Origin of the sequence: Streptomyces sp. NPDC047043 (genome assembly GCF_040644055.1) — a bacterium.
Classification (GTDB): Bacteria; Actinomycetota; Actinomycetes; order Streptomycetales; family Streptomycetaceae; genus Streptomyces.
The window spans coordinates 479,136-492,513 of record NZ_JBEYVO010000001.1; the positions used below are offsets into that span (position 1 = coordinate 479,136).

Sequence of the window (13,378 nt, forward strand, 5' to 3'; positions counted from 1 at the left end):
CCCGTCAGCTCCCGTTCGTACGGGTCACCTGGACGTTCTCCAGAACGCCGAGCGCGTCCGGCACCAGCACGGCCGCCGAGTAGTAGTTGCTGACCAGGTAGGAGATGACCGCCTGTTCGTTGATGCCCATGAAGCGCACGTTCAGGCCGGGCTCGACCTCGTCCGGGATGCCCGTCTGGTAGAGGCCGATCACGCCCTGGTCGTCCTCACCCGTACGCATCGCGATGATCGACGAGGTGCCCTGCTCGCTGATCGGGATCTTGCCGCACGGCAGCAGCGGCACGCCGCGCCAGGCGGGCAGCTGGTTGCCGTGCAGGTCCACGCCGCCGAAGTAGATGCCCCGCTTGTTGCACTCGCGGCCGAACGCGGCGATCGCCTTGGGGTGGGCCAGGAAGCAGCGGGTCTTGCGCCGCATGCTCAGCAGTTCGTCCAGATCGTCCGGGGTGGGCGGGCCCGAGACGGTCGAGATGCGCTGGTCGAAATCGGCGTTGTGCAGCAGGCCGAAGTCCCTGTTGTTGACCAGCTCGTACTCCTGACGCTCCCGCAACGCCTCGATGGTCAGCCGCAGTTGCTGCTCGGTCTGGTTCATCGGCTGGTTGTAGAGGTCGGCGACCCGGCTGTGCACCCGCAGCACCGTCTGCGCCACGCTCAACTCGTATTCGCGCGGGGTGAGTTCATAGTCGGCGAAGGTCTGCGACAGGGTGGCCTCGCCGATGTGCCCCGAGCTGAGCGCGATCTCCGACTCGCCGGAGCGGTTCAGCTTCCGGTGGCCGTTGGAGCTGATCATGTGCACATGCGCCCGCAGTCCCTCGTGCTGCTCGGCGATCGCCTTGTACGCCGTCACCGGCAGCGCCAGGATCGTCGTGGCGGTCGCCGTACGCGCCGTGAACTCCCACTTCTTGCCGGAGTCGGCCAGCGCCTGCCCGCCGAAGGCGTCCCCGTCGGCCAGCAACCCGACGACCGACTCGTCGCCGTAGGGGCCCTCGACGATCTTCTCCACCTTGCCGTGCGCGACCAGGTACACGTGGTCGGCCTTCCGGCCGGCCTGCACGATGACCTGGCCGGGCTCGTACTCCTTCTGCACGAACTTCTCGGCCAGCGCGCCGAGCGCATCGCCGTCGGTGAAGCCCCGCAGCGTCGGCAGTTCACCGAGCTCGGCCGGTACGACCTGGACCTTCGCGCCGGTCTTGACGAAGGAGACCCGTCCGTCGCCCAGCGTGTACGACAGGCGGCGGTTGACCCGGTAGGTCGCGCCCGGCACGTTCACCCACGGCAGCATGCGGGTCAGCCAGCGCGAGCTGATCCCCTGCATCTGGGGTTCGGACTTGGTGGTCGTGGCAAGATTGCGGGCTGCCGCGGTGCTGAGGCTCTGCTGCTCCTGTTGCGTGGCCGCCGCCTCCGGCGCCGGCGCTGTTGCGGTGTCGAGCGACATCACGTACCTCTTCCTGTGGTCATGGCTGGGCGGCGCGACGACAGACCCCTTTCGTCACGCTGCGTATACAACTAGCAGGAATCAGTTACGTTGAGTAATCAAGTGAGATGGCGCTCGAGGGTCGCACCCTCGCCGGAATGCGCCTTCACGCCCCCACTCGACGGGAACCTGCTGTTCAGGTGTGGTGCACGTCAGGCTGACGATGACGCCAATGTGTCAACGCCGCGCGCAGCCCGCAGCCGGAGACGTGCCGGATGGGCGTGGGACGAGCACGAAGGCCCGGCTACGGGTAGCCGGGGAAAGGCTGCACTCCGGCGAGGACGGCGCCCGCGGCGTCGTAGATGTCCTCCTGGAGGAAGGCGTGCTGCGGGACCACGGAGGCATCCCGCAGATGGCGCTGCAGGGGGCCGGCCTCCGTGATGGCGGGGATGCCGGCGAGCCGGTACGCGGACCGGACGACGTCGAAGGAGGTCCCGGCGAGGTGGGCGGAGGCCAGCCGCAGCAGGCTGGCCTGGTGCGCCGTGGCCCGATCACCGCCCTCCACCGCCTCCCACACCTCCTGCGTGACCTCGTAGAAGAAGGCACGCGCGGACCGGAGTCGGGCCTCTGCCCGGCCGACGCCGATGCGGAACGTCGCACGGTCGGCGGCCCTGGGCCCGCCGGTGAAACCGGAGTTCCCGCCCTCGGCGATGACGTGGTCGAGTGCGGCCCGGGCGATGCCCAGGCCGACGACCGCCAGCACCTGTGCGGCGTAGGGGACGGCCGGATAGCGGTACAGCGGCTCGTCTACGGTGGGCTCGCCACCGCGGACGAAGGTCCACTCCTCCGATACGACGACGCCGTCGACGGCGAGGTCGTGGCTGCCGGTGCCGCGCAAGCCGACGACGTCCCAGTTCTCGACGATCTCGACCTGTTCCGGCCGCAGTACGGCGGTCAGTGGCCGCCCGGCCTTGTCCTCGCCGGCCCTGATCCCGACGCCGAGGACATCCGCCCCCTTGCAGCCGCTGGCGAACTTCCAACGGCCGGAGACCCGGTAGCCGTTCGTGACCCGCTCGGCGGGCTGGACGGGGAACAGCCCCCCGGCGAAGGCGACGTCGGGGCCGTCGGCGTACAGCTCGGCCTGCGTCTCGAGCGGCAGTGCGGCCAGGTAGATCAGCGACGAGCCGAAGCTGGCGACCCAGCCCGCAGAACCGTCGACCTCGGATATCCGCTCGATCCGCCGCAGGAATTCGGCCGGCGCCAGCGGCTCGCCCCCGAAGCGACGCGGCGCACTGGCCCGGTAGAGGCCCGCCTTCTTGAACTCGGCGACGACCTCACGCGGCACGTGCCGCTTTTCGTCGAACTCGTCCCGCCGGTCGGCCACGAGGGCCAATACACGTTCAAGTGCCGTCTGGGGCATGGGAGTTGTCCTCCGTGGTACCGGTCGCTTTTCGACAGTCTCCGTCATCGGACGGGGAGCCTGTGAAGTACCCAGAGCGTCAAACGAGCGTCACGGCTGACGATCAGCCGCGGCGAATGTCTGTCCAGCTGGGCCTGGGCCCTTGCAGCAACCAGTCACGCGCGACGGCTGCTGCCCTGGCCCGAGAAGGCTCCTGGCCCGCGGCGGTGCCAGACCTGCTGGCGGCGGCTGTGGCGGTGGCCGCCGCGGTCGTGCCGGCCGCCATCAGGGCCCCGGTCACGGAACGCCGCGACCGGGGCCCCGGAATCAGCTACATCGCAAGGTGCCGGCCGCCGCTAGTTCCGGTACCGGAACACGATCCGGCCGCGCGTCAGGTCGTAGGGCGGGAGCTCGACCAGCACCCGGTCTTCCAGCACGATCTTGATGTAGTTCTTGCGGATCTTCCCGCTGATGTGCGCGAGCACCTGGTGGCCGTTCTCGAGCTCCACGGTGAACATGGCGCTGCGCAGGCACTCGACGACCTTGCCCTCGACTTCGATGACGTTCTTGTTCTTCGTCATCGCACCAGCTCCAGGTTGCTGCTCATCGGCCGGGCGCCGATGCGCTCGAACAGCGCCGAGGCTGGTTGGTTGGACTCGTGGACTTCGGTCCAGGCCGCGGCGAACCCGGAGCGGTGCAGCGTCCCCAGCGCGTGGGCCAGCAGCGCCCGCGCGATGCCGCGGCGCTGCTCGCCGGCCCGGACCGCGACAAGCCCGATGCGCGGCCGGTTCACCGTCACCACCCGGACAAGACCCAGGTAGCGGTCCGGTGCCGCGGCCACCGCGTACTTCGACGGGTCGACGATGGTGTCGCCTTCGGGGCGGGGAATCACCTCCGCGGGCATCGACTGCCACCCGACGGTCGCCTCGACTTCGTCACGGATCGCGCGGTCCACCGCCCGCAGCAGGCTCTCGTCCGCCTGACCGGCGGGCACGATCGTCACGCCCGAAGGCGGCAGGACCGCTGCGAGCCCTGTGCCCCGCGGATCGGTCGGCACGACGTACTCCCACTCGCGGCGCCGGATCGTGAAACCGGCGCGCCGCCAGCCGGCCGCCAGCTCTACGTCGGCTTCGTCGACCACCGTGTACAGCGGCGCCGGCAGTTGCGCCACCATCGCCTCGGTGAGCCGGTCGAAGGCGTCGTCGTGCCAGGCGTCGATGCTGACGAACAAGCGTCCGTCGGGCCGGTGCTCTGCATGACCGCGGCCGACCACCAGGTCGTCTTCCAGTGCATGCCAATGCCTGTCCGCGACGCGCGTGATCATCACCGCGTTCTCGCTCAGGCCAGATGTGAAGGGCTTCGTGTTCATCGGAGTCTCCTCCCAGGAGTGCCTCGATCTCAGGCGCTCCTGGCGACACCGAACGTCAGCCGCCGGACCGTGACGGGTTGAGGGAGCACCCACGGGTAACTGTGTTCACGGGGCTCACCTCCATAAGACGACTTCACGGTCCACCGCGAAAGTAGCAGCCGGGCGCCGCCGCGCTCCAACCATTTCCTGTGCCATGCCTTCGCGGACGCGTTCTCCCTCACCGGCGAGCCGGAACTGCAAGACGCCGTCCGGATCGCGCACCAGCAATTCGCCGACATGTTCGCCGAGTTGGTCCGCACGGGACAGCGGGAGGGCGCCCTGCGCCGGGACCTCGATCCGCACGCGGCGGCCTGGTGGCTGCTGTCCCTGCTGCACGCCCGCACGTTCCGGGCCGCATTTATGCCCGAACAGGCGGGACTGGAGGGCCAGTTGGTGACCATGACGCTGAACACGCTGACCGGTCACTGAGCTCCTGACACCGTGGCCCCGCCGGAGTGTCGCAGGGCCGCGACGCCTGCGACAAACGCGTCAGGATCAGGGGTGCGCCCGGCGTGATGACCGCCTGACCTGCATCGAGGTGCGCGACGACGGCCCGAGGCCTTCGTCACCGACCCGGCCCAGGTCCCGGACGCCGCGCCCCCCCTTCGACATGTGAGGCGTGGAACTCGGCCACCACGGCGTCCTTTGCGGAGCGGCTCCGCCGGGGACGAGCACGGCCGGATTCAAGGTTCCTGCGAACTCGACCCCCAGCGCTGATCCCCCGTGCGCAATACCGTTGGCCGGCACCAGAGCCAGGTACTCGTCCTCCTGCCCGAACACCTCTTGTCCGTTTGTGCCATGGGTCATGGCAGCGGCGGTTGACAGCGCTGCTGGACGAGTTGCCATACGTCTTCGGGGGTTTGCAGGGCGAGGGCGGTGGCTGCCGTGGAAGCGCAGGTGTCGTGGCGGAGCCGGCGGACGCGGGCACGGACTTCGTCGAGGGCGGCGGGTGCGACGGAGAGGCTGTCGCAGCCGAGGCCGATGAGGAGGGGGATGACAAGGGGGTGAGCGGCGGCGTCACCGCAGACGGAGACCTGGCGGTCGTGTCGGTGTGCGGCGGTGACCACCTGGGAGATGGCCTCGAGCACGTCGGGGTGTGCGGCCATGGCGGGGGTGGCGGCGGGGTCGCGCCGGTCCAGCCCCAGGATCTGGCAGGTCAGGTCGTTGCTGCCGATCGAGAGGAAGGAGGCTTCGCAGGCAAGGTCGTCAGCCACTGCCACGGCCTCGGGGAGCTCGACCATGATGCCCAGCGGAGGTTCCGGGACCCCGAGTTCCGCGGCCGCGGACTGCAGAAGCGCACGGCAGGAGCGGAGTTCGTCGACGCTCGCGACCATGGGGATCATGATGCGCAGGTCGGTTTCCGCTCCGACGCTGAGGAGGCTGCGGAACTGATCGGCGAACGCATCCGGTTGGGCCAGCATGAGAGGCAGTCCGCGGCCAATACGCCCGTCCGCACGGCCTGTTGAGAGGAACGGCGGCAGTTTGTCGTCGGCGAAGTCCAGGGTGCGTACGGTGACGACCTGTCCCGCAAGGGTGCGCAGGACGGGGATGAGGGCGGCCGCATGCTGGTCGCGGGTTGGCCAGGCACGATGGTTGAGGAAGGGCAGCTCGGTGCGGAGCAGGCCGACGCCGTCGGCGCCCGCGGTCAGCGTTGCGCGGGCGTCGGCCGGGGTGGCGACATTGGCCCGCAGGACGACACGCCGGTGGTCGAGCGTCTCGGCGGGCAGGTGGCGTTCCCCCGCGAGTGCGAGGCGGCGAGTGCGGGCGGCTGCCATGGCGTGGAGCGCGGTGTGGCGTTCGCCGTCGTCGGGGTGGACGACCGCGGACGCCCGATCGGCGTCGAGGAGGATCTCCTGTCCGTCCGGTTCGTCGAGCAGGGCAGGGTCGACGGCGAGCAGGAGAGGTATGCCCTGGGAGCGGGCGACGATGGCGGCGTGGGAGTTGGGTCCACCGGTGACAGAGATGGCGGCGGTCACGGTGCGGCCGGGTTCGAGCAGGTCTGCCGCGCCGATTTCATGGGCGACCAGGACCAGGGGCCGGTCGGGTGCGGGGCCCGTGTCGCCGTACAGCCAGGCCAGGACGCGGCGGCCGACCTGCCGGACATCGGCGGCGCGTTCGGCCAGGGTCGGGTCGTCCAGGGCGGCGATGATTCCGGCGTACGTGTCGACGGCCTGCCGGACGGCGACCGGCACCGGCTGCCCTTGGCGCGTGCGCTTGATGGCCTGTTCGCGCAGATCGAGGTCCTGCGCGATGTAGCCGTTGACCTCCATGATGTCGGCCTGTTCGTCCTTGCCCTGTTCGCGCAGCGAGGCGGACAGGTCGAGGAGATTGGTGGCGACGGCGTCGAAGGCGTCGGTGATCTGCCGGGCGGGATCGCCGCCGGCGCGTTGGGGAAGCAGGGCGGGGGTCGGTGGGCGGTCGGTGCGGTGGAGGAAGCCCAGGGCTGTGCCGAATGCCGCCGTATGCCCCGTGTAGGTGTGGCGGGTCATCGGGCCTCCACCGTCTCCGCGAGGGCGCGGAAGATCAGGGCGGTGGAGGTGGCGCCGGGGTCCTGATGGCCGATGCTGCGGGCGCCGAGGTAGGAGGCCCGGCCCTTGCGTGCCTGCAGGGGGGTGGTCGCGCGCATGCCCTCTTCGGCAGCATCCGCCGCAGCCCCGGCCGCGGCGGCGAAGTCCCCACCGGAGTCGACCTGCACCTGGAAGGCGGCCACCGCGGGGGCGTAGGCATCGACCATGGTCTTGTCACCGGGCTCTGCCGCGCCGAGCTTCTGGACGCTTTCGAGGCCGGCTGCGAGGGCGGCGGCGAACTGCTGCGAGTCGGCCGTCGGCGCCTCCAGCGCCTTGCCGATGGCGCGGAACGCGCTGCCGTACAGCGGGCCGGACGCGCCTCCGACGCTGGAGATGAGTGTGGTGCCCGCCTTGACCAGGACGGCCCCGACGGTTGCCGGCTCCGATCCGGCAAGGACCTTGGCCGCGGCGGAGAAGCCGCGGTGCATGTTGATGCCGTGGTCGGCGTCGCCGATGGCCGAGTCGAGCTGGGTGAGATGGTCCTTGTGCTGGTCCACGGCGGCGGCGATGGCCTGCACCCACGTGCGGGCGAGGTCGGTGTCCACGGTGTCTCCGTTCATGGTCGGTGCGTGGGTGTTTGCGGTGGGGTGAGCCGGGGGCGGGGGCGGATCCGGCAGTGTGGTCCGTCCGGCCGGAGGGGTTGTCTCCGGCCAGGACCCCGCTGTCGCACAGCCCCGCCCCCGGCTCGGTTCAGACGCCCCAGCGCAGTGCGGGAGTGTTCACGGGTGCGTCCCACAGGGACAGCATGTCGGCGTCGGCCTTGCACACGGTGATGGAAACGCCCGCCATGTCCAGGCTGGTCACATAGTTCCCGACGAGGCTGCGGGCGACAACCACTCCCTTGTCCGCGAGGGCGGCTGCCACCTCCCTGAAGACCACGTACAGCTCGATGAGGGGTGTGCCGCCCAGGCCGTTGACCATGACGATGGTCTCGTCCCCGGCAGCCGGCGGCTGGTCGGCATGGATCGCCTCCAGGGCAGAGGCCACGATCTCCTTGGCCGGGCGGAGCTTCTCCCTGCGGCGCCCGGGTTCGCCGTGAATACCGACGCCGACCTCCATCTCGTCCTCGGGCAGGTCGAAGCCCGGCTTGCCGGAGGCGGGAGTCGTGCAGGCGGTCAGTGCCACGGCGAAGGAGCGGGAGGCGGCGTTGACCCGCTTGCCCATCTCGGCGACGGTGGCCAGGTCGGCGCCCTGCTCGGCAAGGGCACCGGCGATCTTCTCGACGAAGACGGTCGCTCCGGTGCCGCGACGACCGGCGGTGTAGGTGGAGTCCTGGACGGCGACATCGTCGTCGACCAGTACGGTCTCCACGGTGAGGCCCTCCTCGCCGGCGAGCTCGGCGGCCATCTGGAAGTTGAGTACGTCGCCGGTGTAGTTCTTCACAATGAACAGCACGCCGGCGCCGCCGTCCACGGCCTGGGCAGCGGCCAGCATCTGGCCCGGGACGGGAGAAGTGAACACCTCGCCGGGACATGCTGCGTCGAGCATGCCGAGCCCCACGAGACCGCCGTGCAGGGGTTCGTGTCCGGAGCCGCCGCCGGAGACAAGGGCGACCTTGCCCGGCCTGGTGCCGCCCGCGCGGGCGATCACCTTGTTCTCCGCGTCGACCGTCAATTCCCGGTGGGCGGCGGCGATCCCGGCCAGGGCGTCGTCCAGCACCGCCTCGGGCGCATTGATGAGCTTCTTCACGACAGGGCTCCTTCGGCGGTGGCGGGCTCAACGTCCCGGTTCTCGGCTGGAGTTGCGGTGGCCGCCTTGCGGTCGGTGTTGAGAGCGACGTAGAGCACGCCGGCGGCAACGGCTCCGATCACCTCGGCGGCGAGGTAGACGGGCAGCTGATCCCAGTGGACCGTTCCGCCGAACAGCTCTCCAGTGATCATCGGGCCGAGCGTCCTGGCGGGATTGATGGACGCCGAGGTGGCGGGCGCCACCGGAATGATGATCGCGAATACGCCAAGTCCTATGGCCAGGCCCGCGAAACCGCCGGCCGCGCGCCGGTCGATGGCCCCGAAGACGATGAAGGCGAGGATGAACGTGCCGACCGCCTCGGCGAAGAAGGCCTGCACGGCACCGACACCGGTGCCGTAGGCGGCGATTCCGAGGCCGACGTCGACGGCTTTCTTGCCCAGCACTCCGACGATCGCCAGAGCACCCAGCACCGCCCCGGCCACCTGGGCGGCGACATAGCCGGGGACGTCCCGCCAGGGCATCTTCTTCGTGGCGGCCAGCGCCAGCGTGATGGCCGGGTTGATCTGGCAGCCGGAGACATGGCCGATCGCATAGACCATGGCGATCACTGCGGTGGCGAAGGCCAGCGAGATCATGCCCAGTTGCGCCATGGTGAACGGTGCGTCGCCGCCGACGATGAGTGTGGCGGGGACCGAACCGACGCCGATGAACACCAGCACCGCGGTGCCCAGCATTTCGGCGAGAAGCTTCTGTGGGTAGGTGTTTTCTTCCATGGACGGCGCCCAGTGCCGGGCTACGGCTCGGGGCGCTCACCTCCTCCGCGTTGAGCAGGTTATGGGGGTGGCCGTCAGGTGGTCGGGGTCGGGCATCCTGACGGCCGGCCCAGGGGAACCGGACAGCTCAGCGCTTCCGGCGGGGTGTTCATCATTGATGAACGTTGTTCCGGAAATTAAGCCCACGTTTCGCGCCTGTCAAGAGCTTCGGCGACTACTGGGTCCCGGACGCGCGAAAGGCCCCCCGGCAGCGTGCCGAGGGGCCGGGGCGGGCGCCGGAAGGCGAAGGCCGCCGCCCGGTCAGGTACCCGTGGTGCGGGCGCCCCCGCGGGGGGCGCCCAAGTCGCGGGAGAGGTTGCGGGCGGTCTCGCGGACCACGACGGCAAGCTCCTGACGTGCCGGTTCGGCCAGCAGGCGCTCGACGGGACCGACGATGCCGATGGCGCCGACCACCTCGCCGGATCGGTCGAAGACGGGAGATGCGATGCCTGCGTCCCCGATGGCGGACTCCTGGTCCTCGAGCGCGTAGCCCGTGCGGAGAATCTCCTTCAACTGCCCGGCCAGCTCCTGCGGATCGGTGATGCTGGCGCCGGTGAGCACGGCCGGCTCGCCCGCGAGCAGCCGCTCCCGCTCGGACGCCGGGATGCAGGCCACGATGGCCTTGCCCAGGGCACAGGTGCTCCACGGAATGCTGGCGCCCACCTCGAGGATCTGCACGGCACCCTCGGGCCGGAAGGCGTGGTGCACCACCAGGATGTGGTCGCCGGTGAGCACAGCCACCCACACCGCCTCGTTCGCCCGGGTGGCGAGCTGGTCCGCCCAGGTCAGTGAGCGGGTCCGCAGCTCCTGGGTGTCCAGGTAGGCGTTGCCCAGCTGCACCAGATCCGGGCCGAGCTGGTACTTCGAGCTGTCACGGTCCTGCACCACCAGCCCCTCCGCCTCCAGCGTGCGCAGCAGCGCATGCACGGTCGGCTTGGCCACGCCCAGGCGGTCGGCCAGCTCGGTCACGCCCAGCCGAGGACCGGTGGACGCGAGCTCCCGCAAGATCTGCACCGCACGCTGCACCGCCTGCACCATCGAAAATTTCTCCTCGATTCAGTATTGATGAACAGCGTTCCGAGATTTAACGTACCTGTTCATGAGCAATCCTGTCGGCATCGTACTCGTGTCCCACAGCGCCGAGCTCGCCGCGGGCCTTCGCCTGCTGGTGGAGCAGATCGGCTCCGACACAGTCCCCCTCGCCATCGCCGGAGGAACCGACGACGGCCGGATCGGCACCAGCTACGACCGCGTCCTGACCGCGATCCGCCACGCCGACCGCGGAGGCGGCGTCGTGGTCCTCCCCGACCTCGGCAGCTCCGTCCTGACCGCCCGCACCGTCCTGGAAGACCACCCCAGCCCCGACGTGCTGATCATCGACGCACCCTTCGTCGAAGGAGCCGTCGCAGCCGTCGTCACCGCCGCATCCGGCGCCGACCTGAAGACCGTAGCCGACGCCGCCAAGGAGGCCCGCAATGTCCCCAAGCTCTGACGCCGCCACCACGAACTCCGCGATTCACGAAAAGCTCGTCATCCTGCCCGCCAACCTGCACGCCCGCCCCGCGGGCCAACTCGCCCGCGCCGCAGCAGGATTCACCAGCGCGATACAACTGGAGCACAGCGGCCGCACCGTCAACCCGACGGGGGTCCTCGCCGTTATGGGGCTGGGCGCCACAGTCGGCACCACTGTGACCGTCCGCGCCGAGGGCCCCGACGCAGAGCAGGCCGTCACGGCCTTGGCCGACATCCTCACCAAAGCCGAGTAGCCCGGCCGCTGCCGCCGGGCTAACGAGCCGCCCCTTCCCCTACCGTGCCAAAGCAAGTCGAGGTGGCACGGGAGCTGAAAAGCATCCTGCCCACCGACCGCGGCGCCGCTCCCTGACGCCGCGTCCTCGGGCAGCACATCAGCAGCCCGCCGGTGTGCGGACCTTGCCCCTTGGCCAGGGAGCGGCCATCCGCATCAGGCGTGCGCCCCGGGCAGACGCCACGGCCATCCCGGAATCGCTCGCGCCCCGCGTCGCCGCCGTCGTCACCTTCGGCAACCCGATCCGCCTCACCGGCCAGAGCATCGACTCCACGAGCCCCACCTACGCGCCCAAGCGGGACGACTTCTGCGCCTCCGGCGACCCGGTCTGCGGCGGCGGAGTCAGCGGCGACTCCCACATCGCCTACCTCACCAACGGCGACACCGACAAGGGCGCCAGGTTCGCCGCCGAGCACGTCCTCGCGCTCAAGAACTGACCCCGCGCCGTCGGCCCGGCAACGCCTGCCGGGCCGGCGGCGACCGCAGAGTCGTCGTCCGTCTCCGGGACTTCTCCGGCACTTTGGGCCCGCGCGAAGAAGACCGAACAGCGCCGGTCAGCCCTGGTAGTGGTGAACTGCGATGGCTCGGCCGAGGGCGGCATGGTCCGCCCAGCTGCCATGGAAGCCCAACGACACCCGGCTGGGGAGCCTGACCCGCTGGCCTTGGTCAGGCTGGGGAGCCTGACCCTGGCCAGCGGGGTCCGGCGCAGGTCGGCCGCGTCATGGATCAGCAGCTCGCGCAGATCCGTCGTCCTCGCCACGGGCTTCTCGCGGGCGACGAAGACCGGTTGGAATGCCGGTGCGCGGTCTCCCATCAAGCGCCGCAGATCAGGCGGCCGGCTGGAGACGGACACAGCAATGGCCCGGCGTCGGCGCCAGGCACGCCTCGAGTCCACTCTCGCCCAGCCCCTTGAGTACCCCGCGCAGCAGGTGCAGGTTCATGCCGCACACCGTGTCCGTGTGCTCACGCGCCAACACGTGGAAAGGACAGTTGCCCAGAAGGATCGCGTCGCCTTCGCCACGTGGCTCGAAGCCGTGGCCCTCCAGCAGGTCCGTCAGGCCGGCTCCCTGCGCGCCCAGTTGCTCGCCCAGTTCCGTCGCCTTGCGGTGGAGCACCGTACGGACCGGCTCACCTGTGGCGTCGGACTCCTCGACCGCCTGCGCCAGCAGCCGCCCGGCCAGCTCGTAGCGCCGCTCGGGCAGGCTGACGCTGACCTGTCTGTCGGAGCGGCGGTAGAGCTTCGCGGGCCGGCCCGCGCCCGGTCCGCTGCGTCCGCTGCGTCGCTCGTACACCACCTCGAGCAGCCCCTGATCCGCCAGCCGATCCAGATGGAAGGCCGCCGTCTGCCGCGCCAGCCCGAGAGCCTCGGCCGCCTCGTCGCGGCCCACCGGGGCGGTCTGGCGCACTACGTGCTCGTACAGCCGCCGACGCGTCGGCTCGTCCAGGACTGCGACCGCGGAGACGTCGCCGCCGGGTGCTTCCTTCGAGTGGTCCACGAACACCAGTGTAAAACCAACAGCCATTGACTAAAGAGACGGGGCGCGCTTCTATCGTTAATGAAGGTTGTCGATAGAAGGAGGTCGCCATGTCGTCCACCACCACCGCGCCGGTCACACCCCGGCGCAACCTGGCCGCTGACCCGGCCTACCAGGCGTTCTGGATCCTTCGGACGGGGTTCACCGTGGCCCCGATCCTGTTCGGCCTGGACAAGTTCGCCAATCTGCTCGTGGACTGGCCGACGTACCTCGCCCCGTGGATCAACGACGTGGTTCCGGGCAGCGCCCAGGCCGCCATGTACGCCGTCGGCGTCATCGAAATCGTCGCCGGCGTCACCGTCGCCGTGGTCCCGCGGTTCGGGGGCTGGCTGGTGGCCGGCTGGCTGGCAGGCATCATCGTCAATCTGCTGACCATTCCCGGCTACTACGACATCGCCCTGCGCGACTTCGGACTCCTGCTCGGCGCCGTCGCCCTGGCCCGGCTCGCCGACCGCTTCCACGCCGCGCGGCAGCCGCACTGACCCGGCTCCCCGCGCACACCCGGGCGGGTGAGCAACCGCGGACTCACCCGCCCTGAGAAGAAAACCCCCAGATCAGCGATCAGGTCAGCGCCGTCGTGCAGTTCATACACCGAAGCAGAGCTCAGACGCCTCTCGTACGCCCCACGCGGCTTGTGTACACGCACCCGAGCAGCGGCACGGCCGCCGTCAGTCGGGTCGAAGGCCCGCCATCGCACGCGTACGGTGGACATGAGGACGAACGGGTACGCCGGTGCAGTCACGACCGGCAGCC

At 70.1% G+C, this 13,378-nt stretch carries 15 protein-coding genes; 5 read left to right on the top strand and 10 right to left on the bottom strand.

From position 1 onward, the window contains the following. Positions 1–4 precede the first annotated feature (4 nt). From ABZ880_RS02320 to ABZ880_RS02335, 4 genes are all read right to left on the bottom strand, one after another. A complete protein-coding gene (locus ABZ880_RS02320; RefSeq protein ID WP_361255427.1) occupies positions 5–1,432 on the bottom strand; it encodes a family 2B encapsulin nanocompartment shell protein in 1,428 nt (475 codons plus the stop codon). A 283-nt stretch (positions 1,433–1,715) separates the two neighbouring features. Further along, positions 1,716–2,831 carry an acyl-CoA dehydrogenase family protein gene (locus tag ABZ880_RS02325; protein WP_361255429.1) on the bottom strand — a complete coding sequence of 372 codons (1,116 nt, stop codon included), beginning with the start codon at positions 2,829–2,831 and terminating at the stop codon, positions 1,716–1,718. A 335-nt stretch (positions 2,832–3,166) separates the two neighbouring features. Further along, a complete protein-coding gene (gene infA / locus ABZ880_RS02330) occupies positions 3,167–3,391 on the bottom strand; it encodes a translation initiation factor IF-1 (protein WP_093909198.1) in 225 nt (74 codons plus the stop codon). After that, positions 3,388–4,179 (bottom strand): GNAT family N-acetyltransferase, encoded by a 792-nt coding sequence (locus ABZ880_RS02335; protein WP_361255433.1) that lies wholly within the window; start codon positions 4,177–4,179, stop codon positions 3,388–3,390. The genes infA and ABZ880_RS02335 overlap by 4 nt, the downstream gene beginning before the upstream one ends. A gap of 234 nt (positions 4,180–4,413) precedes the next feature. Here ABZ880_RS02335 and ABZ880_RS02340 point away from each other — a divergent pair, with 234 nt between their 5' ends. Beyond that, positions 4,414–4,647 carry a hypothetical protein gene (locus ABZ880_RS02340; protein WP_361255862.1) on the top strand — a complete coding sequence of 78 codons (234 nt, stop codon included), beginning with the start codon at positions 4,414–4,416 and terminating at the stop codon, positions 4,645–4,647. Positions 4,648–5,021: 374 nt separating this feature from the next. Here the strand turns inward: ABZ880_RS02340 and ABZ880_RS02345 are convergent, their stop codons facing one another. The 5 genes from ABZ880_RS02345 to ABZ880_RS02365 all read right to left on the bottom strand — a co-directional run bounded on the left by ABZ880_RS02345 (position 5,022) and on the right by ABZ880_RS02365 (position 10,324). Continuing rightward, entirely contained in the window at positions 5,022–6,707 is a 1,686-nt protein-coding gene (locus ABZ880_RS02345) for a putative PEP-binding protein (protein ID WP_361255436.1), read from the bottom strand. Beyond that, positions 6,704–7,345 carry a dihydroxyacetone kinase subunit DhaL gene (gene dhaL, locus ABZ880_RS02350; protein ID WP_361255440.1) on the bottom strand — a complete coding sequence of 214 codons (642 nt, stop codon included), beginning with the start codon at positions 7,343–7,345 and terminating at the stop codon, positions 6,704–6,706. Before dhaL ends, ABZ880_RS02345 begins: the two co-directional genes overlap by 4 nt. A 130-nt stretch (positions 7,346–7,475) precedes the next feature. Next, complete coding sequence (gene dhaK / locus ABZ880_RS02355; protein ID WP_361255443.1) at positions 7,476–8,474, bottom strand: dihydroxyacetone kinase subunit DhaK; 999 nt, start codon at positions 8,472–8,474, stop codon at positions 7,476–7,478. Continuing rightward, the gene (locus ABZ880_RS02360; RefSeq protein WP_361255446.1) at positions 8,471–9,247 is read right to left on the bottom strand and encodes an aquaporin; all 777 of its coding nucleotides are present in this window, start codon (positions 9,245–9,247) and stop codon (positions 8,471–8,473) included. The genes dhaK and ABZ880_RS02360 overlap by 4 nt, the downstream gene beginning before the upstream one ends. A 300-nt stretch (positions 9,248–9,547) precedes the next feature. Continuing rightward, the gene (locus ABZ880_RS02365) at positions 9,548–10,324 is read right to left on the bottom strand and encodes an IclR family transcriptional regulator (protein ID WP_361255450.1); all 777 of its coding nucleotides are present in this window, start codon (positions 10,322–10,324) and stop codon (positions 9,548–9,550) included. Between the two features lie 61 nt (positions 10,325–10,385). Between ABZ880_RS02365 and dhaM the strand changes: the two genes are divergently transcribed. The 3 genes from dhaM (at position 10,386) to ABZ880_RS02380 (ending at position 11,527) form a co-directional block, all read left to right on the top strand. Then, entirely contained in the window at positions 10,386–10,778 is a 393-nt protein-coding gene (gene dhaM, locus ABZ880_RS02370; RefSeq protein ID WP_361255453.1) for a dihydroxyacetone kinase phosphoryl donor subunit DhaM, read from the top strand. Further along, positions 10,762–11,052 carry an HPr family phosphocarrier protein gene (locus tag ABZ880_RS02375; RefSeq protein ID WP_361255456.1) on the top strand — a complete coding sequence of 97 codons (291 nt, stop codon included), beginning with the start codon at positions 10,762–10,764 and terminating at the stop codon, positions 11,050–11,052. The genes dhaM and ABZ880_RS02375 overlap by 17 nt, the downstream gene beginning before the upstream one ends. Before the next feature lie 163 nt (positions 11,053–11,215). Then, complete coding sequence (locus ABZ880_RS02380; RefSeq protein WP_361255459.1) at positions 11,216–11,527, top strand: cutinase family protein; 312 nt, start codon at positions 11,216–11,218, stop codon at positions 11,525–11,527. Between the two features lie 390 nt (positions 11,528–11,917). Here the strand turns inward: ABZ880_RS02380 and ABZ880_RS02385 are convergent, their stop codons facing one another. Beyond that, on the bottom strand, positions 11,918–12,613 hold the full coding sequence (locus ABZ880_RS02385) for a helix-turn-helix domain-containing protein (RefSeq protein WP_361255462.1): 696 nt from the start codon (positions 12,611–12,613) through the stop codon (positions 11,918–11,920). Positions 12,614–12,675: 62 nt separating this feature from the next. Here ABZ880_RS02385 and ABZ880_RS02390 point away from each other — a divergent pair, with 62 nt between their 5' ends. Continuing rightward, positions 12,676–13,107, top strand: coding sequence for a hypothetical protein (locus tag ABZ880_RS02390; protein ID WP_361255465.1), 432 nt, complete (start codon positions 12,676–12,678; stop codon positions 13,105–13,107). Positions 13,108–13,378 lie beyond the last annotated feature (271 nt).

Bases quoted from the DNA above. Each gene is read 5' to 3' on its own strand.
- ABZ880_RS02325 (WP_361255429.1), bottom strand. From the start codon at position 2,831: ATGCCCCAGACGGCACTTGAACGTGTATTGGCCCTCGTGGCCGACCGG.
- infA (WP_093909198.1), bottom strand. From the start codon at position 3,391: ATGACGAAGAACAAGAACGTCATCGAAGTCGAGGGCAAGGTCGTCGAG.
- ABZ880_RS02385 (WP_361255462.1), bottom strand. From the start codon at position 12,613: ATGGCTGTTGGTTTTACACTGGTGTTCGTGGACCACTCGAAGGAAGCA.
- ABZ880_RS02345 (WP_361255436.1), bottom strand. From the start codon at position 6,707: ATGACCCGCCACACCTACACGGGGCATACGGCGGCATTCGGCACAGCC.
- ABZ880_RS02320 (WP_361255427.1), bottom strand. From the start codon at position 1,432: ATGTCGCTCGACACCGCAACAGCGCCGGCGCCGGAGGCGGCGGCCACG.
- ABZ880_RS02375 (WP_361255456.1), top strand. From the start codon at position 10,762: ATGTCCCCAAGCTCTGACGCCGCCACCACGAACTCCGCGATTCACGAA.
- dhaL (WP_361255440.1), bottom strand. From the start codon at position 7,345: ATGAACGGAGACACCGTGGACACCGACCTCGCCCGCACGTGGGTGCAG.
- ABZ880_RS02390 (WP_361255465.1), top strand. From the start codon at position 12,676: ATGTCGTCCACCACCACCGCGCCGGTCACACCCCGGCGCAACCTGGCC.
- ABZ880_RS02365 (WP_361255450.1), bottom strand. From the start codon at position 10,324: ATGGTGCAGGCGGTGCAGCGTGCGGTGCAGATCTTGCGGGAGCTCGCG.
- ABZ880_RS02360 (WP_361255446.1), bottom strand. From the start codon at position 9,247: ATGGAAGAAAACACCTACCCACAGAAGCTTCTCGCCGAAATGCTGGGC.
- dhaM (WP_361255453.1), top strand. From the start codon at position 10,386: ATGAGCAATCCTGTCGGCATCGTACTCGTGTCCCACAGCGCCGAGCTC.
- ABZ880_RS02335 (WP_361255433.1), bottom strand. From the start codon at position 4,179: ATGAACACGAAGCCCTTCACATCTGGCCTGAGCGAGAACGCGGTGATG.